This window comes from Paenalcaligenes sp. DL 463 (genome assembly GCF_057475185.1).
Genome location: NZ_JBYBKX010000002.1, coordinates 57,367 through 79,588, shown reverse-complemented (window position 1 = coordinate 79,588; position 22,222 = coordinate 57,367). Strand labels below are relative to the sequence as shown.

The 22,222-nt window shown below is 49.8% G+C and carries 16 protein-coding genes, 1 tRNA gene and 1 pseudogene; 13 read left to right on the top strand and 5 right to left on the bottom strand.

From position 1 onward, the window contains the following. Window positions 1–111 precede the first annotated feature (111 nt). The 3 genes from lpdA (at window position 112) to AC2UZI_RS10455 (ending at window position 4,145) form a co-directional block, all read left to right on the top strand. Entirely contained in the window at window positions 112–1,539 is a 1,428-nt protein-coding gene (gene lpdA / locus AC2UZI_RS10465) for a dihydrolipoyl dehydrogenase (protein WP_486943816.1), read from the top strand. A gap of 152 nt (window positions 1,540–1,691) precedes the next feature. Then, window positions 1,692–2,783, top strand: coding sequence for a cell division protein ZapE (zapE, locus tag AC2UZI_RS10460; RefSeq protein ID WP_486943815.1), 1,092 nt, complete (start codon window positions 1,692–1,694; stop codon window positions 2,781–2,783). Window positions 2,784–2,819: 36 nt separating this feature from the next. Continuing rightward, window positions 2,820–4,145: a tryptophan--tRNA ligase gene (locus tag AC2UZI_RS10455; RefSeq protein ID WP_486943814.1), complete on the top strand. Its 1,326-nt coding sequence runs from the start codon at window positions 2,820–2,822 to the stop codon at window positions 4,143–4,145. Window positions 4,146–4,225: 80 nt separating this feature from the next. Here the strand turns inward: AC2UZI_RS10455 and AC2UZI_RS10450 are convergent, their stop codons facing one another. Continuing rightward, window positions 4,226–4,741 (bottom strand): hypothetical protein, encoded by a 516-nt coding sequence (locus AC2UZI_RS10450; RefSeq protein ID WP_486943813.1) that lies wholly within the window; start codon window positions 4,739–4,741, stop codon window positions 4,226–4,228. Window positions 4,742–4,903: 162 nt separating this feature from the next. Continuing rightward, window positions 4,904–7,261, bottom strand: a complete 2,358-nt coding sequence (locus AC2UZI_RS10445) for a Tex family protein (protein ID WP_486943812.1) — start codon at window positions 7,259–7,261, stop codon at window positions 4,904–4,906. Window positions 7,262–7,414: 153 nt separating this feature from the next. On the opposite strand from AC2UZI_RS10445, the gene yoaA reads away from it, so the two are divergent. Further along, a complete protein-coding gene (gene yoaA / locus AC2UZI_RS10440; RefSeq protein ID WP_486943811.1) occupies window positions 7,415–9,430 on the top strand; it encodes a DNA repair helicase YoaA in 2,016 nt (671 codons plus the stop codon). 56 nt (window positions 9,431–9,486) lie between these two features. Here the strand turns inward: yoaA and AC2UZI_RS10435 are convergent, their stop codons facing one another. Beyond that, on the bottom strand, window positions 9,487–10,266 hold the full coding sequence (locus AC2UZI_RS10435; RefSeq protein WP_486944009.1) for an outer membrane protein assembly factor BamD: 780 nt from the start codon (window positions 10,264–10,266) through the stop codon (window positions 9,487–9,489). Between the two features lie 119 nt (window positions 10,267–10,385). Here AC2UZI_RS10435 and AC2UZI_RS10430 point away from each other — a divergent pair, with 119 nt between their 5' ends. From AC2UZI_RS10430 to phaR, 5 genes are all read left to right on the top strand, one after another. Beyond that, window positions 10,386–11,363, top strand: a complete 978-nt coding sequence (locus tag AC2UZI_RS10430; protein WP_486943810.1) for an RluA family pseudouridine synthase — start codon at window positions 10,386–10,388, stop codon at window positions 11,361–11,363. Continuing rightward, entirely contained in the window at window positions 11,363–12,115 is a 753-nt protein-coding gene (pgeF, locus tag AC2UZI_RS10425) for a peptidoglycan editing factor PgeF (protein WP_486943809.1), read from the top strand. Before AC2UZI_RS10430 ends, pgeF begins: the two co-directional genes overlap by 1 nt. Window positions 12,116–12,343: 228 nt before the next feature. After that, the gene (locus AC2UZI_RS10420; RefSeq protein ID WP_486944008.1) at window positions 12,344–13,894 is read left to right on the top strand and encodes a PHA/PHB synthase family protein; all 1,551 of its coding nucleotides are present in this window, start codon (window positions 12,344–12,346) and stop codon (window positions 13,892–13,894) included. Window positions 13,895–13,956: 62 nt separating this feature from the next. After that, window positions 13,957–14,694, top strand: coding sequence for an acetoacetyl-CoA reductase (phbB, locus tag AC2UZI_RS10415; protein WP_486943808.1), 738 nt, complete (start codon window positions 13,957–13,959; stop codon window positions 14,692–14,694). Between the two features lie 49 nt (window positions 14,695–14,743). Beyond that, window positions 14,744–15,301 carry a polyhydroxyalkanoate synthesis repressor PhaR gene (gene phaR, locus AC2UZI_RS10410; RefSeq protein WP_486943807.1) on the top strand — a complete coding sequence of 186 codons (558 nt, stop codon included), beginning with the start codon at window positions 14,744–14,746 and terminating at the stop codon, window positions 15,299–15,301. A gap of 27 nt (window positions 15,302–15,328) precedes the next feature. Here the strand turns inward: phaR and AC2UZI_RS10405 are convergent, their stop codons facing one another. Continuing rightward, window positions 15,329–16,447 carry a GNAT family N-acetyltransferase gene (locus tag AC2UZI_RS10405; RefSeq protein WP_486943806.1) on the bottom strand — a complete coding sequence of 373 codons (1,119 nt, stop codon included), beginning with the start codon at window positions 16,445–16,447 and terminating at the stop codon, window positions 15,329–15,331. A gap of 869 nt (window positions 16,448–17,316) precedes the next feature. Next, window positions 17,317–17,393 (bottom strand) — tRNA-Met (locus tag AC2UZI_RS10400). Window positions 17,394–17,458: 65 nt separating this feature from the next. Here AC2UZI_RS10400 and scpB point away from each other — a divergent pair. The 4 genes and pseudogenes from scpB to nusA form a co-directional block, all read left to right on the top strand. Beyond that, window positions 17,459–17,998 (top strand): annotated as a pseudogene (scpB, locus tag AC2UZI_RS10395) (SMC-Scp complex subunit ScpB); the annotation flags it as partial. Window positions 17,999–18,112: 114 nt separating this feature from the next. Next, a complete protein-coding gene (gene rluB / locus AC2UZI_RS10390; RefSeq protein WP_486943805.1) occupies window positions 18,113–19,807 on the top strand; it encodes a 23S rRNA pseudouridine(2605) synthase RluB in 1,695 nt (564 codons plus the stop codon). 383 nt (window positions 19,808–20,190) lie between these two features. Continuing rightward, complete coding sequence (gene rimP / locus AC2UZI_RS10385) at window positions 20,191–20,682, top strand: ribosome maturation factor RimP (protein ID WP_486943804.1); 492 nt, start codon at window positions 20,191–20,193, stop codon at window positions 20,680–20,682. Continuing rightward, window positions 20,679–22,163, top strand: coding sequence for a transcription termination factor NusA (gene nusA / locus AC2UZI_RS10380; protein WP_486943803.1), 1,485 nt, complete (start codon window positions 20,679–20,681; stop codon window positions 22,161–22,163). Before rimP ends, nusA begins: the two co-directional genes overlap by 4 nt. Window positions 22,164–22,222: the final 59 nt, after the last annotated feature.

The following is a 22,222-nucleotide window of genomic DNA, read 5'->3' as shown; positions in this document are numbered from 1 at the left end:
CCAGATGCATGCGCGTCTGGCCGGTATCGTTTAAGGAAAGGTTAAGGCAGGTGTTCGTATTGGTATACGACATAGCGCCTACCGCCTACGATCAAAAGGTAGAAGTACAAAATGGCAAAACAATTTGATTTAGTCGTTATCGGCGCAGGCCCTGGTGGCTACGTAGCCGCGATACGCGCCGCTCAGCTTGGCATGACGGTTGCGTGCGTTGACGCTTGGGTTGACGAAGACGGTAAAGCGGCTCCTGGTGGCACATGCACCAACGTGGGTTGCATTCCTTCTAAAGCGCTGTTGCAGTCTTCCGAGCATTATGAGCATGCTGATGAGCATTTTGCCGAACACGGTATTGAAGTAAAAGGGCTATCACTGAAGCTTGATATCTTATTAGGTCGCAAAGACTCGGTCGTCAAACAAAACAACCAGGGCATTTTGTATTTATTCAAGAAGAACAAAGTGGCTTTCTTTCATGGCACTGCTACGTTTAAGGCTAAAGTGGATGCTGGTTGGTCTGTTCAGGTAGAGGGCCCCGATGCCGAAGAGCTGGTAGCAAAAAACATTATTATTGCCACAGGCTCTAGCGCTCGTCAGTTGCCAGATGTGCCTTTTGACGAAGAGAAAATTCTGTCTAACGATGGCGCGCTGCGTCTGACTCGTGTGCCTAAAAAACTGGGTGTTATTGGTGCTGGGGTTATCGGTCTCGAGCTAGGCAGTGTGTGGCGTCGTTTGGGTGCTGAGGTTAAGGTCTTAGAAGGCGCCGCTGAGTTTTTGCCAGCGGTCGATCGCGATATCGCTAAAGAAGCGCTTAAAGAATTCACCAAGCAAGACTTAGAGATCGAAACTAATGTCAAAGTGGGTGAAATCAAAAGCTCTTCTAAAGGGGTAAGCGTTAAGTACACTAACGCAGAAGGTAAAGAAGAAAAGCTTGAGGTGGACAATTTAATTGTTTCCATCGGTCGCGTTCCTAACACGGAAGGCTTAGGCGCTGACACCGTTGGCCTGAAGCTAGACGAACGTGGTTTTGTTGCCGTCGATGACGACTGCCGCACCAACCTTCCCGGCGTGTGGGCGGTGGGTGACGTGGTTCGTGGGCCAATGCTAGCGCACAAGGCCGAGTCCGAAGGGGTGGCCGTTGCTGAGCGTATTGCTGGCCAGCAACCGCACGTTAACTTTAATACCGTGCCTTGGGTTATTTACACCTCCCCTGAGATCGCTTGGGTGGGTAAAACCGAGCAACAGCTTAAACAAGAAGGTCGCGAGTATCGTTCAGGTCGTTTCCCATTTTTGGCAAACGGTCGCGCACGTGCTTTGGGAAATACTACTGGCTTTATCAAGATTCTGGCAGATGCCAAAACTGATGAGGTTTTAGGTGTGCATATTATTGGGCCTACCGCCTCCGAGCTAATTGCAGAGGCCGTCGTGATCATGGAATTCCGCGGAGCGGCGGAAGATATTGCTCGTATTTGCCATGCTCATCCTACGCTTTCTGAAGTCATGAAAGAAGCGGCCTTGGCCGTTGATAAACGTGCAGTGAACTTCTAATTCATCTGTGCTTGTGAATCGGAAGGCAGGCTATTGCAGCCTGCCTTTTTTATGCCACCGGCTTCGATTACTGTCGTTTTTTCAGATTTACCATTCTCCGCTCAAGGCATTCCTGCAACGCTGTTTTTAGCTCCCATTGTTCCATCACTTTTATGCCCGTTACTCAGTACTATAAAAAGGCACTCGCCCAACGAGGTTATCAAGCCGATGCTGCACAACAGCAGGCGCTAGCACGTCTACATCGTTTTTCCGATGAGCTGGCAGCCTATGACAAAAGCCAGCGCTCAGTTTTACGTCGTTGGCTTTCTAAAGAAAGCCCACCTAAGGGGGTGTACCTGTGGGGAGGAGTCGGCAGAGGCAAAAGTTTTTTAATGGACGCCTTTTATCAAAGTGTGCCGATTGAAGCGAAGACCCGCGTGCATTTTCACGAATTTATGCGCAGCGTGCATCAGCAATTGAACTTACTGCGCGGTCAATCCGACCCATTAGACAGCGTCGCTCAGGCCGTATCTCAGCGCTACAAGTTAATTTGTTTTGACGAGTTTCATGTTTCGGATATTGCCGATGCCATGATTCTTCATAAGTTATTGTTGGGGCTTTTTGAGCGAGGCACGTGTTTTGTGATGACTTCGAACTACAAGCCTGATTTACTGTACCCTGACGGTTTGCATCGAGACCGTGTCCTGCCAGCGATTAACTTAATCGTAGAACGCATGGATATCGTTAATGTGGATGCAGGTATTGATTATCGTCGACGTACGTTGGAGCAAGTGCCAATGTATTTGTCGCCTTTAAACGAAGACACCGCCGCCCAGTTAACGGAAGCGTTTAATCAGCTAGCCGATACGGCTCCCTTAGAGCCCGTGATTGTGATTGAAAACCGTGAGCTGCCTACAGTGGCGCATAGTGGAAGCGTGGCGTGGTTTAGTTTTGAGGTCTTATGCCAAGGCCCGCGTTCGCAAAATGATTATTTAGAGCTTGCCAGTCGATACCAGACGATCATTTTGTCGGATGTGCCTAAAATGCAGGTACGTGATGCCTCGGCAGCACGACGTTTTACGTGGTTGGTCGATGTGTTGTATGACCATAACGTTAAGCTGATAATATCGGCAGAATGCTTACCCGACGATCTCTACACAGAGGGGCCAATGGCATCAGAGTTCCACCGTACAATTTCTCGACTTTTGGAAATGCAATCCAAAGAGTATTTAGAGAACGATCGCCGAAGTACCACGACTTTATAACTCCTATTTAACAGACTTATTGCGCCGCTAATTTAGATGACTACTCGTATACTTACAGGAATTACTACCACTGGAATCCCGCATTTGGGCAACTACGCGGGAGCCATTCGTCCAGCTATTCATGCTAGCCGAGTTAAAGGCAATGATGCGTTTTTCTTTATGGCTGACTATCACGCCTTGATTAAGTGTGACGATCCAGAGCGGGTAGCTCAGTCCCGATTAGCGATTGCGGCCACCTGGATTGCAGCGGGTCTGGACACGGATAAGGTGACATTTTATCGCCAGTCAGATGTGCCCGAGATTCCAGAGCTAAATTGGATTCTAAGTTGTGTTACCGCCAAAGGCTTAATGAATCGAGCGCACGCTTATAAGGCATCCCTCGATCAGAATGTGGCACGTGGGGTAGAGCCCGATGATGGCATTACGATGGGTTTGTATTGCTATCCAGTGTTAATGGCCGCCGATATTTTATTGTTCAATGCGCATAAGGTGCCGGTAGGCAGGGATCAAATCCAACATATCGAGATGGCGCGTGATATTGCACAACGATTTAATCATTTGTATGGTCACGGCACCAGCACTTTTACTTTACCGGAAGCCGTCATTGAGGACAGTGTTGCAACCCTGCCTGGACTAGACGGACGTAAAATGTCTAAAAGCTATGACAACACCATTCCTTTGTTTGAAGGGGGTGAAAAGCTGCTTAAAGCCTCTGTTATGCGTATCGTGACTGACTCAAAAGCACCTGGTGAGGCGAAAGACGCAGAAGCCTCGATGGTCTATCCCTTATACAAGGCATTTTCAAGTGCTGAGCAGGCCGCAACATTCAAAGCGTCCCTTCAGGATGGCTTAGGGTGGGGTGAGGCCAAGCAACAGTTATATAACATGTTGAATGATTTGTTATCGCCCATGCGTGATCGTTATCAAGCGCTGATGGCCAAGCCCGATGACATAGAAGACATTCTGCGTGAAGGCGCTCGTAAGGCTAGGGCAGAGGCGGCACCGCTTATGCAGCAAGTGCGCGAGGCCATCGGTTTGCGGGCAGCTCAAATCCCTAAGAGTAAATCGGCGTCAACCGCATCGAACACGCGTAAAGGGCGGTTCGTCAGTTTTCGTGATGATGGTGGGTTTAGGTTTCGTTTGCTAGACGCCGCAGGTACCGAGCTATTGGTATCTGAATCGTTTGAAGATCCCCGCTTAGCCGGCACAATACAAAAAACCATTTTGCAATTCTCCGAGGCATCGGAGTTTGCTATCGTTGATCAACAAGCTATGGTTTCTATTGACGATAAATGGGTGGCTAAGGCGGAGGCAACCGACATTTCAGCAATTCTCGATACCTTAGCGAGCATGAGAGAATGATGTTTTCGTAACGTTGCTGTGATCTGAGATTAGGCCCAAATGCTGTGCGTCTGGGCCTATGTGTTATTTAAGAAAATCGTCTAAGCACAAGGTTGTGCGTGTATGCCCAGCTTTCTACATAAGTCGATGACTTGATCAAGCTTGTCTCGCTTCACCAGCACAAGTTGAAACTCGTAGTTGTAGTGTTGCCCAAACTCAATCAGCGCATAGTTCGCGTGATGCGCGAGCAATTGAGCATCAGCCCAATTGTAAAACCCTTCTACATCGTCAAAGGGCATATCATCGTACGGAAACTCGGCAAGCTGAGGGTTTTCGAAGCAGTCAATGGTTTCTTCCCACAGCTCATCAACAGTGTTGGCCACAATCAGGTAGTCTTCCAGTTCTACGCCTAAGATGAACGTCACGACCTCGGCAGGGTAGTGGGTGATGATTTGGGCGGCATCGCTTCCGTAAAGCCGTTTAATGACGGGCTCGGGCTTATCTTTTGCCTCGATCGCGATATCAATGATGGTTTGCGTTTCCGCCTCATCAAGGCTATCGTCGCTAAGCAGCTGAATAAGCGTTCGAAGTTGGTCTGTAAGGGTGTCTTGAAGCATATGATCTTCACTTCATCAGAGTTGAAAAAGCGAGCCACAGCAGAACTTGCATTGCGCCCGACGCGGTCGATTAAGCGACGCTATAACGTAGCCTTTATTATACGACGGCCTGAATGTAGCAGGGCACGTGCGGCCTAATAGCGGTGCCCTGCTTTACTAAAATTAGCCTTTTAATTTGGCAAAGGCTGCAGCCATTGAGTTGTTCAAAGGCGCTTTGTCACGCTCAGGCCGTGACGATGACGGACGTTTCGATGCTGTGTTTTTCCTGACTGAGCGTTGTTCTTTCGCTACAGAAGGAGCCTCGTCGTTAAGACGCATGGTTAAGCCGATGCGTTTACGCGCCTCGTCCACCTCTACCACCTTTACTTGCACCGTTTGGCCGACACGCACCACATCGCGAGGATCGCTAACGAACTTGTCGGCTAGGGCTGAAATATGTACCAGACCGTCTTGGTGTACGCCTACGTCGACGAAAGCACCAAAATTGGCAACGTTGGTGACAACGCCTTCTAACACCATACCGGGTATCAGATCGGCGATTTTTGTGACGCCTTCCATGAACGTAGCCGTGCTGAACTCGGGGCGAGGGTCACGACCCGGGCGTTCGATTTCACTAAAAATGTCTTGTACCGTGGGCAGACCAAAACGTTCGTCGGTGAACTCAGAAGGAGACAATCCTTTTAGTGCGCCGGACTTGCCCATTACATTTGCGGCATCACTTTGCAGCTTACTCAGAATGCGTTGTGCGACCTCATAAGCCTCTGGGTGAACGGCTGAGGCATCTAAGGGGTTTTTAGCGTCTGGAATACGTAGAAAGCCCGCCGCTTGCTCGAATGCCTTGGGACCAAATCTGGGCACATCCAGCAGTTGCTTGCGCGTTTCAAAGGCACCTTTGCTATTACGCCATTCAACAATGTTGCGTGCGAGCGTGGCGTTTAAGCCAGAGACATGCATCAATAGAGGGGCTGACGCCGTGTTCACATCAACGCCGACGGCGTTCACGCAATCTTCAACCACAGCCTCTAGGGACCGGGCTAATTCGCGTTGATTTACATCGTGTTGATATTGCCCAACACCGATGGCTTTGGGTTCGATTTTTACGAGCTCGGCCAGTGGGTCTTGCAGGCGTCTCGCAATCGACACCGCGCCGCGTAGGCTAACATCGAGATCGGGGAACTCTTTAGAGGCGAGTTCCGAGGCCGAGTAAACCGAGGCGCCAGCTTCGGACACCGTTACCCGAGTTAGCTTAAGTTCTGGGTGTGCGCTTTGTAGGTCGGCTACAAGTTTTTCGGTTTCGCGTGAGGCCGTGCCATTACCAATGGCGACTAATTCAATAGCGTGCTTCTTAGCAAGGCTCAGCAGCGTTTTTAAGCTGCCCTCTCTGTCTCGTCTTGGCTCAAATGGAAAAATCGTAGCGGTATCGACAACTTTACCGGTGCCGTCAATTGCCGCAATTTTAACCCCGGTTCGAATACCTGGGTCTAAGCCAAGAACGGCTTTATTACCCGCCGGAGCCGCTAACAGTAAGTCTCGCAAATTAGCGGCAAACACACGAGTGGCTTCTTGTTCGGCAGACTCGCGTAAACGGGTGATAAGTTCAGTTTCAAAAACAGAAAGTAACTTCACGCGCCATGTCCAACGGCATACCTCAGCTAGCCAAGCTTGTTGTGCTGTGGCGTTAGCATCAAAACTGGCATGGTTTTGGACGATATCGGCAATACGCTGTACAAAAGGATGAGGCAATTGTTCTTCTTGCTCTTGCGTCAGACCAAGTCGCAGTGTTAGCACGCCTTGTTGGCGGCCACGAAGCAGAGCAAGGATTCGGTGTGAGGGAAGGGTGCGCAGTGACTCACTAAAATCAAACCAGTCTCTGAACTTATCGCCTTCGTTCTCTTTGCCTTCCACCACTTTGGCATAGAGCAAGCCGCTTTGCCATAGTGATTCGCGCAGCGTGGCTAACAGGTCGGCGTTTTCGGCGTAGTCCTCTGCCAAAATGTCACGAGCACCTTCTAGCGTGGCTTTAGGGTTATCGAAAGGCGCCTCGCTAAGGTGCTGGGCGGCTAAGGCTAAAGGCTCGGCGTCAGGGCTGGTTAAAATAGCCTCTACCAGCTTTTCTAAACCTGCTTCTCGGGCAATTTGTGCGCGCGTACGTCGTTTCGGTTTGTAAGGAGCGTAAAGATCCTCAAGACGCTGTTTCGTCTCAGCGGACTCGATCTCATTACTTAATTCTGGGCTAAGCTTACCTTGTTGCTCAATCGAATCTAAAATAGCGATACGACGAGCTTCAAGTTCACGTACGTACAGTAAGCGCACTTCGAGTTCACGCAGTACGTTATCGTCAAGTCCGCCTGTTACCTCTTTGCGGTAGCGCGCTATAAAAGGCACCGTGGCGCCATCGTCTAGTAGCTCTACAGCCGCTGCAGCTTGTGCTGAGCGTATGCTTAATTCAGTGGCAAGTAGTTGTAATATGCGGGCTTCATCGACGGTGCGAACGGTAGTATCAGTAGTGGTATCGGTCATTGATTCAACATCAGTAAAAAGGCTGGACGCGGCACATTTTGCCATACAAAAGCACCATCACAGCGTTACGCTATGTGACGGGTGCACCCTATTAGGCTTGGTGGCTCTGATTATAGGTTAGAGGCGAGCCAATTTATTTAAAGATATATCAACATGCTAACGCAGGAACTCGACGATATTTTTTCCGAAGGCGGCCCTTTGGCAGACTCAGTCAGCCATTATCATTTGCGGCATGGGCAGCTCGAGTTAGCCAGATCCATCGCGAAGGCGATTGCAGATCACGAAGTGCTCATCGCCGAAGCTGGAACCGGAACCGGTAAAACGTGGGCCTACTTAGTACCTGTGTTTTTAAGCGGCGGGAAAGTGTTAGTTTCTACAGGAACACGCACGCTGCAAGATCAGTTGTTTAGGCGTGACCTTCCGCACCTACGTAAGGCGCTTGCGCTGTCGATACAGATCGCCTTGCTTAAGGGGCGCAGTAATTATGTCTGTCATTATCACCTTGAGCGCGCCGAGCAAGACGGTAGGGGGTTTAGCTCAAGACGAGAAGCCAGTTACCTACAAGAAATTAATCGTTTTATTCGCGTTAGTTCCAGTGGTGACAAGGCGGATTTATCTGAAGTCCCTGAAGATGCTGATATCTGGTCCAGAGTAACCTCAACGCGCGAGAACTGCTTGGGTCAAGATTGCCCTTTTGTAGGTGACTGCTTCGTGCTTAAGGCCAGACGCAAGGCACAAGAAGCTGATGTCATCGTGGTGAATCATGCTTTGTTTATGGCGGATTTAGCACTGCGCGAAGAGGGCATCACCGATTTATTACCCTCGGTGGATACGGTGGTTTTTGACGAAGCGCACCAGCTTCCTGATGTGGCGACTCGTTTTTTAGGCACCTCGGTGTCTTTGCATAACTTACAAGATTTAGCGCGTCAAACCGAAGCGGCTGGCTTGGCGCACGCCCGCGGCGTGGTGGATTGGAGCGCCGTCTCAGGCGCTTTGCAAACAGCGTGTAATGAACTGCGCTTAAGCGCCGCCGCGATTAGCCAGATGCCCGGAGGACGAGCCACTTTTAACGTGATTCCCGATGCCGAGAAGTTTGACGCCGCACTCGATACCTTATTAGAGAAGCTGGACAAAATTATTAAACTGCTCGAAATGTTGGCTGAGAAACACCCCGATCTCAACGCCGCTTATAAGCTAGCACTTAGCTTACGAGCCAAGCTCTTTCTTTGGACACAGCCTGATCGCCAAGGTCGGCATGCGTTGATGCCGGATGCCACCGCAGAAGACCTTAAAGCTGCCAGTGCCGACGAGGTCGTTCGCTGGGTAGAGCACGGAACGCATTATTTTAGGTTTCACAGTGCACCCCTCTCGGTCGCAAAAGTCTTTTCGCGTTACCGAGAGCCACACCAATCATGGGTGTTAACGTCCGCGACCCTGTCCGTGCACGGAAACTTCGCTCATTTTGTGCATCAGTTGGGGTTATGGGAAGCTCGCACCGAAGTTTGGCCCTCGCCGTTTAATTATGCTGATCAAGCGTTGCTACTGGTGCCCAATAGCTTACCCGTCCCCAGTGCCGCGAATTTTAATAGCGAGTTTGTCGAGCTGTTGATTCCTCTTATCAAAGAAGCAAAAGGCGGGGTATTGATTCTATGCACCACCTTAAGGGCGGTGGATCGTATTGCCGACTTACTGGCTGAACGGTTTGATGAAGAGTTTATTGATCGACCTTTGCTTAGGCAGGGCGAGCGCTCCAGACGGGTGCTACTTGAGGCGTTTCGCAATAGTAGCAATACGGTGTTGGTAGGCAGCGCCAGCTTTTGGGAAGGCATTGATGTGCCTGGCGACGCCTTAACGCTGGTGGCTATTGATAAACTGCCGTTTGCCCCTCCTGACGACCCGGTTTTAGAGGCACGCATGAGCGCCTGCCGCGAGCGTGGGGGTAATCCGTTTATGGAGTTTCAGCTTCCAGACGCTGCCATCGCACTTAAACAAGGTGCAGGTCGCTTGATACGGACAGAGCGAGACTGGGGGGTTTTAGTTGTGGGGGACGCCCGTATGGTCGATAAGCCGTATGGGCGGCTGTTGTGGCGAGGTTTGCCGCCCTTTACTCGAACCCGCGATCCTAAGCGTGCCGTGGCCTTCTTTGAGGCCCAGCAACACGAAGTATAAAAAAACCCAAGCCTGTGGCTTGGGTTTTTAATGATATTGAGTAAGGTGTTAGAAACTTACAGCCAGTTAATTGGGTTCCAGTAGTTTTTGGAAGCCTCTAAGCCTTGTTCCCAATAAACGCTGTCTGGAAAGTTTTGATCCATGATGCGTTTCACATCGTCGCGCAAATCGGTTTTTCCAAGTTTGTCATACGATAAATACATCAAGTACAGCGCTTTTTCGGCGATTTCTACACCTTCAAAATCGGTAATCACCCGTTGGGCACGATTAATAGAAGCGACGTAAGCCCCTCTGGAGTAATAATACTCGGCGACGTGTACTTCGTTCTCAGCGATCGTGCTGACCAGCCAGGTTAGGCGCTGCTTAGCATCAGTTGCGTAACGGCTGTCGGGATACGATTCGATCAGATCGTTAAAGGCTTCGTACGATTCGCGTAGCCCTTTTGGGTCGCGCTCGCTAGGGTCTTGACGCGTGACACGCGACAACATAGCGCTGGGTGGTGTGAAGCTGATGAGCCCTTTTAAATAGAGCATATAGTCACTACCCGGATGATTAGGGTATTGTTTTTGAAAACGATCAATCGCTGCTAGCGCTTGTTCTGGCTCTTCGTCTTTCCAGTTGATGTAGGCTTGATCAATAAGAGCCTGTTGCGCAAAAGTACCAAAGGGATAGCGGGCTTCAATGGCCTCTAGGCGAGTACGTGCCGCATTCCAGTTTCCGGTATTCATTTCAGTTTTGGCATCTTGGTATAGACGCTCTGCTGTCCAGCCAGCGGTCTCATCTACCGGTGCTTTGACTGTGCCACACCCTACGATAATAAGGGCTGCGGTAGCCATTGACGCGGCGCGAACTAAGCGCTTAGCGTTCGGAAGTCGAGATAGAAAATAATCTAAGCGAGTCACAAAAGCATCCTTGGTGTTAGCATTGCAGACTTGAATTATATGGGTTTGTCGACATGCCTGACACAAATACTGATAAAAAATTAAGTGACGAACTGGCGGGTGATCACAGCGAGGCGCGAGTCTTTAAATTACCGATCTCGGCCGATGCTGAACGCTTGGATAAAACCCTAGCGCGTTTAATTCCAGAGCACTCGCGCAGTCGCTTGCAATCTTGGATTGAAAGCGGGCACGTGCTGGTAAATCAATCAGCCGTTCGAGCTCGTCAAATAGTGTATCCCGGTGATGTTATCACCGTATGGGAACAAGCTGCACCTGAAGACACCGCATACGACCCAGAAAACATCGATTTTCCTGTGATTAAGGAGTCAGAGCACTGGATTATTGTGAATAAGCCAGCAGGCTTGGTGACGCATCCTGGGGCCGGAAATTGGAATGGTACCTTATTAAATGGATTGTTATTTCGCTACCCTGAATTAAAAAGTGTTGCCCGTGCCGGTATTGTGCATCGTCTGGATAAAGATACCTCAGGTCTAATGATGGTGGCGCGCACGGACATCGCACAAACGCATTTGGTGAGACAACTACAAGAGCGAAACGTGAAGCGTGAATACGTTGCGCTGGTGCATGGCTTTGCCGAAAAAACCGGACAGATCAATTATCCGATAGGACGAGACGCTAAAGTACCGGTAAGAATGACCACGGCGAACGGCATTGCACCCCGAGAGGCGTTAACCCGATTCGAGTGCAGCCGTACCGGTTTAGCAGAAAGAGGGCTGGCGGTAAGCGAAGTGGTGTGTCACTTGCATACTGGAAGAACACATCAAATTCGTGTCCACATGGCCAGTATTAAGCACCCCCTATTAGGGGATGAGATTTATGGTGGAAAGCCGCTTTTAGGCGCCGGTCGTCAGATGCTTCATGCGAGGGCTTTGGCCTTTATTGACCCTGCTACGCAGGCGCTTGTGGAATTTCAGGCGGCGCCTCCTGATGATTATGAAACGGTTGCTGCCCAAATTCAGTGGAGAGCGTAGTGTCTATTCCGTCCGTGTCTGGGATCGTCTGGCCCCATGTCTCGTACTTCAGCACCCTTCGTAGCGGTGGGTTTAGCGTCGAACCCTGGGCATCATTCAATCTGGGTTTAAATACGCAAGATGACACCCACACGGTGATGCGAAACCGCGCGCTATTAACGGAGTCGTTGCCTGACGAGCCGCGTTGGTTAACGCAAGTTCACGGAACAAAAGTCATTGACTTCGATGAGCCGCAACACCCCTCACCTGAAGGTGATGCGGCGGTAACCACAACCGTAAACACGGTGTTAAGTGTTCTGACTGCGGATTGTTTGCCCGTTATCATCAGTGACTACAAGGCTACGGTATTGGGCATAGCTCATGCAGGTTGGCGGGGTTTGGCGGCGGGTGTGCTTGAGGCGACGCTTCAAGCCATGCAAGATAAGCAACCCGAACATCAGCGACTACGAGCATGGGTTGGCCCTGCCATCAGTCAACGGCATTTTGAAGTGGGTGCCGAGGTGCGAGAGGCGTTCTTAGGAAAACATCCAAACGCAGCCCACTATTTTGTGCCTTCTGTAACGGTGGGGAAGTATCATGCTGATCTTGCTGGTCTGGCTCGATTGATCTTAATTAACGCGTGCCCCCAAGGTATTGATGTCATGCTAAGTAACGAGTGCACCCACGAGCGGGACGATCGTTATTTTTCCTATCGAAGGCATTCCACTACGGGGCGTATAGCGTCCCTCGCCTGGCTAAAGCCCAAGGTTTAAAAGCGGCGATATTTGTTTTGTAACGTTGCTCTTATATGATGGGTCATACTTGAACGACATCGTGTGACGTAGGGCGTAGGCCAATACCCCCATTGACAGCAATGCGCTCGACCACAGATGATAAACAAGTCATTATTTATCACAACCGAGGCGTACCGCGTGAGTGCAGTGTCATCGTTACCATCTTCTCTTAGCCCTCAAGTACAAGCTGATATTCAAAACGATTTTATGGCCAAGTGGGAAGTGTTGTTGCGCTTGGCAGCCACCTCCAGTTTGGCAGCACCTCGAAGCCGACGTTTTAAAAATGAAGCCTGGTCTAGCAGCCCGACTGCACTTGTCAGTGCGCACGCGTGGGAGCTTTTTAACGAGACCTTGCAAGCCATGGTCAGACGCTCAGAGCTCTCTCCTGACGTGAAAGAAAAATTGTCGTTTATGGCGATGCAATGGGCAGAGGCGGCGTGTCCTGCTAACTTTTTGGCCACCAACCCTGAAACCCAAAGAAAACTGGTCGAGACTCAGGGTAGTAGTATGCTGGAAGGGGTGAAAAACCTCTGGTCAGATGCGAAAAAAGGGCGTCTAACCCAAAGTGATGAGTCCCAATTTGAAGTGGGACGAAATCTTGCGGCAACGCCTGGTAGTGTGGTTTTTCGCAATGCATTATTTGAGTTGATTCACTACAAACCAACAACGGAAAACGTAAAAAGCATACCGCTGCTAATCGTACCGCCCTGTATCAATAAATTTTATATCCTTGATCTGCAAGAGCGTAGCTCGTTCGTAAAGCATGCGCTCGATAACGAGTTTCAAGTGTTCTTGATCTCGTGGCGCAACCCGATGCCTCACGATGACGATATGACGCAACAGGCTACGTGGGGAGATTACCTTGAGCATGGAGTGTTACAGGCCATTGAAGCGACCCAACGCATTAGTCAGCAAGAGCGTATTCACTGCTTAGGGTTTTGCGTGGGGGGAACGCTATTGTCCTCAGCTTTAGCGCTAGCAGAAGCGCGTGGCGAATCGCCGTGCCATACCTTAACGTTGCTAACGACCATGCTCGACTTTCATGACGTGGGGCCGCTAAAAGTCGTTGTGGACGAGGCCTTGGCGTTAATACGTGAGTGGCAAATGGGGACGGGCGGTTTGTTACCCGCTGCCGATTTGCTGTCCACTTTTGCCTTTTTGAGACCCAGTGAGCTGGTCTGGAATTACGTGACAGACAACTATCTGAAAGGCGAAATGCCAGCTGCATTTGATTTGCTCTATTGGAATGCCGATGGAACGAACTTACCTGGACCGTTTTTTACTTGGTATTTTCGTAATGCGTATCTGGAAAATAAGCTTAAAGATAAAGGGGGTGTGACCATTAACGGTCACCCACTCGATTTTCGTCAGTTATCCATGCCAGCCTATGTCTACGGCTCTATTGATGATCACATTGTGCCCTGGCGAAGCTCCTATCGTAGCGCACAACTGTTTGGCGCTGAGGTGCAGTTTGTTTTAGGGGCCTCAGGGCATATCGCTGGTGTTATTAACCCTCCTATTAACAAGCGACGTCATTACTGGGCAGCCGAGACTAACACCTCCGTCCGAAGCGCTGAAGACCCTGATCAGTGGTTGGAGCAAGCTCAAAAACATGAAGGAAGTTGGTGGCCGAACTGGTTAGCTTGGTTAGCGGGTCATAGTGTGGAAATGAAAAAGGCCCCTAAGGTATTAGGTAGCTCTGCGTATCCAGAAATTACAGCGGCTCCAGGACAGTATGTACGGGTAAGGGCTATTTAAAGTAGGTGTTAGGGTTGCGGTTGTTGGTACTGCTGTCGTTTTACTAATTTAAGGAGAGTTGTATGTCTAGCAAGCTGGCCTATGTAACGGGTGGTATGGGCGGTATAGGAACATCAATTTGCCAGCGCTTGGCCAAAGACGGTTTTAGAGTCGTTGCGGGATGCGGTCCGAGTCGAGATTATGGTAAGTGGTTGGGCGAGCAACGTGATCAGGGTTTTGAGTTTCATGCTTCGGTTGGAAACGTCACTGATTGGGAGTCAACCCAAGCTGCTTTTGCCGAAGTGGTAAAAACACACGGAAATATTGATATATTAGTGAACAATGCCGGTATTACGCGTGACACTCAATTTAGAAAAATGAGCCTTGAAGATTGGCAGGCCGTTATTAATACAAACCTAAACAGCTTGTTTAATGTGACAAAGCAAGTGATTGATCCTATGCTAGATAATGGGTGGGGGCGTATTATTAACATAAGTTCGGTTAACGGACAGCGTGGTCAATTTGGACAAACCAACTATTCCACTGCTAAAGCAGGGATACATGGGTTTACGATGGCGTTGGCCTTAGAGGTGGCTAGTAAGGGTGTGACGGTTAATACCGTATCACCGGGCTACATCGGTACGGATATGGTGAAAGCGATACGTGCAGATGTGCTTGAAAAAATCGTTGCTACGATTCCTGTTCGTCGTTTAGGCGAGCCCAATGAGATCGCCTCCATGGTCAGTTGGTTGGCGTCGGAAGAATCCGGCTTTTCAACGGGTGCTGATTTCTCCGTTAATGGTGGGTTGCACATGGGTTAGTGGCAGAAGGGTGGGGCGACTCGCCCCATTTCAATTAAGATTGTTAATTATGACCCAGACTACAGAATCCGATTCCATTCGTCTTATTAAGAAATATCCCAATCGCAGGCTTTACGATACGCACACCAGTGCTTACATCACACTGGTCGACGTTAAGCAGCTTGTTATGGCCAGTGAAGGTTTTACGGTTGTGGATGTGAAAAGCAATGAAGACATCACTCGCAGCATTCTTCTACAAATTATTCTTGAAGAGGAAAGTGCAAACGTTCCCATGTTTTCCGCCACGGCGCTTGAGCACATTATTCGTTTTTATGGCAGTGCAATGCAGGGCGTAATGGGTACGTATTTAGAAAAAAACATTCAGGCTTTTATCGATATGCAGAGCCACTTGGCAGAGCAATCGCAAGGTTTATACGGCAAACAACTAGGCCCCGAAGCTTGGGCGCAACTCATGTCTGCGCAAAACCCAGTCATGCAGAGTGCGTTAAGTGCGTATATGGATCAAAGCCAGAAAATGTTTACACAAATGCAAGACCAGATGCAAGATCAGACCTACAACTTGTTTGGCGCTTTCCCCTTTGTGCCTAAGTCTAACGATAAAAAATAGTCGTTTCAGGGTTAAGGCCGAGCCGGACTACTTAAAGGGTAGGGCGGCGAGTAGTTCTTGTTTATAACGATGGACAGCAGTTTGCTCGCGTTGTAAGAAGTCGGCAATAGCTGGTCTGAACTGAGCGTCTGAAATCCAATGAGCTGAGTAAGTGCTTACAGGCTCTAAGCCCCGGGCTAACTTATGTTCGCCTTGGGCGCCGCCTTCAAACGTGTCGATGGCATTTTCGATGCACCAGCGTATGGTTTGTATGTAGCAGGTTTCAAAGTGTAGACCGGATACCTCGTGTAAGGCCCCCCAGTATCGACCATACAACGTCGAGTTTGAGCGCAGGCTTAATGCACAGGCAATGGGCTGCTCGTTTTGGTAGGCAGTAACCAAAACCAAGGTTTCAGCTAAGGTATCAAGTAGCTGTAGGAAAAAATCCAAATTTAAGTACGGTCGCTGCCCTCGAATGAAGTAGGTGTTTTGGTAGCATTGATAGAAAAAGCTCATGTCCTCGATGGTGATCTCGTGGGCCGTGCGGTGCAGAAAGTGGACCCCTGCCTCGTGTACTTTGCGGCTGTCCTGCTTTATCTTTTTTCTGTATTTTTGCCTGAACCGGTCGAGATAGTCTTCGAAGTCCCTGTAGCCGTGGTTTTTCCAATGAAACTGTATGCCTTCCCGAATCAGTAAACCGGCCTCTTGCATTAACGGGATCTGCTCTGGAAAAGGAAACAGTAAATGCAATGATGAGATCTTATTGCTTTCGCTAATGTTAAGGGCTTGGGTTAGCAAGGCTTCCTGCGTGGTGGTGTCGTTGGCGAGTAGCCGCGAGCCGCCCACTGGGGTGTAGGGAATGGCGCTAACCAGACGCGGGTAGTAATCCTTTCCATGCTGATGGTAAGCGTTTGCCCAGCCTTGATCAAAAACGTACTCCCCACGTGAGTGGCTTTTAAGGTAGAGGGGCAGGATACCCATAACCTGTTCATTTGATCTGGCGATAAGATGATGTGCTGCCCATCCTGTTTCTCTACAGGCATTAGACGGGCTTTCTAAGGCGCAAAAAAACCCGTGGCTAAGCAACGCTTCATTCTGCGTTAAGGCATCCCATTGAGGTGATGTTAGCTCTGCAGCGTTGTGGATAAGGTTAAAGGATAAGGGCACAATAAAAAGCAACAGATGAAGGGTGCGAGGCCAAATATATAGTATGTATCATTTCGGCTACTCAGGATGGCGAGTGTTATTAACGAAGCGTTGACTCCTCGGGTTTAGGTCAACAGGCATCAATGATTTCTTGCAAAGCGTTGAGTACGGTGGTGTAATAAACATTATTACCAGTGGGCGCGAATCCTGCGTTGCACGGGATCACCGTATAGCAATGCCACTTATCGTAATAGCCGCCATATTATAGCTACGGTTTTTCGCCCCTCGTTATTCTGGTCGCGTTTTTGATTTATCAAACTTCGCCACATAACTCTATATAAATTTTGCTTGCCGCCCTGTTTTTAATCATGGGTGTGTATTCATAGGCAGCTTTATACCTGAATCACTGTTGCTGTTGGGCTCGATTCGTCAGAGCCATCTCACCAATTTTCGGTGTTTAGCCAGTATTTTATTAGTTCATGCTTGTGTTGATTTCTATGTTGCTACGCCACATTGGGCGTTGGCTGAACATAATGAACCTAACCCTATGGGCATTTCGCCGTATTCATACGGTAGAAACGGTAAAGGGGAGGCAAATAGTGTTTAGTCCTCGGCTTCGACGTTCTACGTTATGTTTGTCATGTGCTGACTGGTTGCAGGCACTGGGGGCGGCTATCGCTTTGGTGAGCGTGTGTGTGGCAATTAGTCAGGCTGGCGCTGTAGCGAAGGCTCACATCGAGGCACTGTTCTACGTTGGGATGGGTTTTTTGACAATTGCAGCGGTAGTGCGTGTACGTGTTTGGCGCGGTGAAACGAGTTTTTCTACAGCAGCTAACAGCACAAAAAAAATAGGTCGGTTTCTTATGAAAGAAACCGACCTATTCGAATCTTGGTTGCGGGGGCAGGATTTGAACCTACGACCTTCGGGTTATGAGCCCGACGAGCTACCATGCTGCTCCACCCCGCGTCAGAAAAACAATAGTAACCCCACTGAAATATAAAAGCAAGCGATACTTGGAAATCTCCTACAACATGCCAGAGAATGACGTCTTGAAAGTGCTTGAAGCTGCACTATTGTGTGCAGATGAACCCTTAAACTTGTCGCAACTGCGACAATTGTTTGGCGCTTATGAGTTATCGAACGACCAAGTGCGTCATAATCTAGCTCTATTGCAGCTCGATTGGAAAGAACGAGGCCTCGAGCTGGTTTCTCTTGCTACAGGTTGGCGATTTCAAAGCCGGCCTGAAATGCAGCCATTTCTGGCACGACTCAGTCCAGAAAGGCCACCTAAATATTCGCGAGCAGTGATGGAGACCTTAGCAATTATTGCTTGGCGCCAACCTGTCACACGTGGCGATATTGAAGATGTACGCGGCGTAAGCGTTTCTACACAGATTATTCGTACCTTAGAAGATCGAGGTTGGATCGAGGCACTGGGTTATCGCGATGCCCCAGGCAGGCCAGCGTTATTCGGTACGACAAAACAATTTTTAGATGATTTAGGTTTACGTTCTTTACAGGATTTACCACCGTTAGACGAGATGGACGATGCCGATGCATTGATTGGTTTGCAGCCTATCGATACAACGTCTATGGGTGACGAACAAACATGCGAGCAGAGCGCCGACACCGTTGTTGCGCTTACTCAATCAGAAGACATAAAAATACAAGGAGTCTCTTAATTAATGACTGAACATAACAATCAGCCCCCTGCCAAAGGGGCTAATGACATCGAGGGAGATGCATCCGGTACGGGTTCATCGCGAGGTAAAGGTAGAAAGCTGCGTACGCCCTTTAGACGTCGACGTGGGGACGCCAGTTCGAATCATAGCGAGGGTGCGGGTTCAAGCCCTAGAGCAAGAACATCAGCAAAACCCGCTGTGGCTGTCGAGTCGAGTGAAGAGAACAAAGCCACTTCACGCCCATCCAACCGTCGACGTAGTCCAGTAGGACGACGTCCCGGTGGGAAAAAGCCGGTAAGTGGCGCGCCTACCCGAGTCGAATCAACGGATAGCACCGAGCAAGAAGCGTCACAGGCGTTGGCGTACTTAGATAAAACCGCGCAGATGTCGCAGCGATTAGGTCGTTACTTAAGTAGCGATTTGATTCAGCCTAAGCTCCATAAAGTGCTCGCCGATGCTGGGGTTGGTTCGCGACGAGATATGGAAGAGTTGATTATCTCAGGCCGTGTGTCGGTTAATGGCGAACCCGCTCACATCGGTCAGCGTGTGGGTCCTGACGATAAAGTTAGAGTGAATGGCCGATTAATTACACGTCCTAATGCGAATAAGCCGCCGCGTATTGTGCTCTACCATAAGCCTGCTGGCGAGATCGTCAGTCATGATGATCCGGGCGGGCGAGAAACGGTGTTTTCCCGTTTGCCTCGTTTGAAGGTTGGGAAGTGGCTATCGATAGGCCGTTTGGATTTGAACACCGAGGGCTTGCTGATTTTTACCACGTCGGGCGAGTTGGCGAACCGCATGATGCATCCACGTTACGGTGCCGAGCGTGAGTACGCGGTTCGAGTCTTGGGCGAGTTGGATGCCGAGCAAGCCAAGCGATTGGTCACTGGTATTGAGTTAGAAGATGGTCTTGCAAAGTTTGGCGAGTTTGAGTTTATTGGTGGCGAAGGCAGTAACCGTTGGTACCGAGTCACGATTAATGAAGGGCGTAATCGCGAAGTACGACGTATGTTCGATGCGGCTGGGGTTACTGTTAGTCGTTTGATACGTACTCGGTTTGGCGAAGTGGTGTTGCCACGTGGATTGCGCCGCGGTCGCTGGGAAGAGCTTGATCAAAACATGGCCACAGCGCTAATGTTGCGCGTGGGGTTAACGCGCGCTATCACGGGCGAAGAACCTGTAGAGCGTCGTGGACGTCGGGGACAGCCTTTAAGCCACGATAGTGCTTTGCCCCCGGGCTTTGGCACCATAGAGCAAAATGGCAGCACAGGTGCTACCTTACGCGGCGGGCGTCGTGGAGGGGCTAGGTCGTCGCCACGTACGTCACGGGCGATCGACCCCACGGTGACAACAGGCTTGTTAATTAGCGGTGGTCTTGCTAATGGACACCCAGAGGCTGGGCGAGGTCATTCTGCTAAGCGTGGCGAGCAGCGTCACCGTCCTGATCGTACTGGAAATGGACCTCGTGGGTCACGTCGAGGCGCGGAGCCGCGTGAAGCAGGAGACAAGGCGCCGAATGCGAACCGTCGCGGAGGCCCTCGAGCAGCAAAAAACTCGACAGGTCGCACGGCAGAGTCCACGCCGCGAAGCGCCTCCCCGCGCCGGTCATCATCGCGTACCTCTCGCGACGATTGGCAACCAAGTGGTTCAAATGCCCACGAGTCTAAGTTGGCGAGAATCGGCTCGGGGCGTCGTTAATACACAACAGGCCGAGTAACAGCGTCAAAGCTGTCCACCGCTTGGAGGTGTTTAGCTCGATTTTATTAGGCTAAGCTCTAGAAATAGCAGGATTTTTTACTGAATTCTGTTAGAATATGGGGCTTAGCACGGTATCATCGTTAAATGTTAATGTCAGATACTTACCGAGTCTTAATAGGTTTAGGTCCTTAAAGCAGCAAAGGCACATTGGTTTTCAGGGTGGCTTAGGTGTTAAAGGGTACTGTCAGCGCCAGTCAGTGCGTTGTTGAAAACGTATTAAGATTACCTAACAGTATGTGCCCGTTGGTTTGTGTAGCAGTTAGCGCAAGTCATCTTGGTACGGTAGCAGTGGGCTGACTTACAGCCCATTTTTTTTGGATTTTATGGCAGATATTTTCGCTTTGACACAAGAGGCCCTCACAGGCAGCGATATCGAATTAGTCGATGTTGAGCGCGCTCCAATGGGCGTGTTGCGTGTGGTTATCGATCACCCTAACGGGGTTACGGTTGATAACTGCGAGTGGGTCTCAAAGCAGTTGTCGCGTGTCTTCGAGGTAGAAAACATCGATTACAACCGGCTCGAGGTCTCCTCGCCGGGTGTTGATCGGCCGCTGAAGCAAATTGCTGATTTTGTGCGGTTTACAGGAAAGCGTGTTGAAGTTAAGTTTCGCGAAGCAATCGAGAACCGTAAGGTTTTTGTTGGAGTCCTTATCGCTCCAGACGATGTTAGCGCCGAATCAGCTACACCAGACACGCAGTTCTTGCTCGAGCTCGAAGATGTATCGGGTGGTGTCAGGGATCTTAGCTTTACCTTTGACGAGGTAGATCGTGCCAAATTAGATCCCGTTCTTGATTTCAAGGGTAGAAAGCGATGAGTCGCGAAATTCTTTTGCTGGTCGATGCACTAGCTCGTGAAAAAGGCGTAGAGCCAGACGTTGTGTTTAGTGCGCTCGAGGGCGCTCTGGCTTCTGCTATGAAAAAGCGCTTTACCGAAGATGCAGACATTCGAGTAGAGGTCAACCGAGTAGACGGCGAGCACGAAGGCTTCAGGCGTTGGCTAGTCGTGCCCGATGACGCTGGCTTGCAAGAGCCGGATCGTCAAGAGCTCTATAGCGAAGCCATCGAGTTCGCACCCGATGTACAAGTGGGTGACTATATCGAGGAAGCGCTTGAACCCATCGAGTTCGGCCGTATCGGAGCTCAAGCCGCTAAACAGGCTATTTTGCAACGTATTCGTGACGCCGAGCGCGAGCAAGTTCTTAACGACTTCCTAGAGCGCGAAGAAACTATTGTTTCGGGCAGTGTTAAGCGCATGGATAAAGGCGATGCCATTATCGAGATGGGAAAGATAGAGGCTCGTTTGCCGCGCAGTGAAATGATCCCTAAAGAAAATATTCGCATGGGTGATCGTGTTCGTGCGTGGGTTCAACGTATTGATCGTACGGCTCGTGGGCAGCAGGTTATTTTGTCTCGCACCGCACCCGAATTCATTCGTGAACTCTTTGAGAACGAAGTGCCAGAAATCGAGCAAGGCTTATTGGAAATCAAAGCCGCTGCACGCGATGCTGGGGTACGCGCAAAGATAGCCGTAATCGCTTACGATCAACGTATTGATCCTATTGGTACGTGCGTTGGAATGCGTGGGTCACGAGTTACCGCCGTTCGAAATGAACTGGGCGGCGAGCAAGTTGATATCGTGTTGTGGGCTGAAGACCCAGCCGAGTTTGTGATTGGTGCGTTAGCGCCGGCAAACGTGCAGTCGATTTTAGTCGATGAAGACAAGCACGCGATGGATGTGGTGGTAGACGAAGAAAACCTACCTAAAGCCATTGGCGCACGTGGTCAAAACGTACGCTTAGCATCCGAGCTTACAGGTTGGCAGATTAACATCATGACACCTGAAGAAAGCCAGAATCGCCAAGAAGAAGAGCGCCAAGAGCTACTTGATGTGTTTATGCAGCGTCTTGACGTAGACTCAGAAGTGGCCAACATTCTTATCGATGAAGGCTTTACCGGTCTTGAAGAAGTGGCTTATGTGCCAATGCAAGAGTTGCTCGAGATTGACGCTTTTGACGAAGAAACCGTTAATGAATTGCGAGCACGCGCTCGTAATGCCTTGTTGTCAGAAGCCATCGCCAAAGAAGAGCTAGTGCAAGCAGTCGCTAAAGATCTTCAAGAAATCGAGGGTATGACCCCAGATATTATTGCTAAGCTCGCTGAGAAAGAAATTGTCGATCTCGATGATTTAGCAGAGCTAGCAACAGATGAGTTATCAGAGATCACAGGTCTCGATAACGAGCAAGCAAGTGAAATGATCATGCGTGCTCGAGCCCACTGGTTCGAAGACGATGAGTAATTCGCTATGCTGCTGGCACACATGAGCCAGCCTATGGGGTTGTATTTATTAGAATAAGT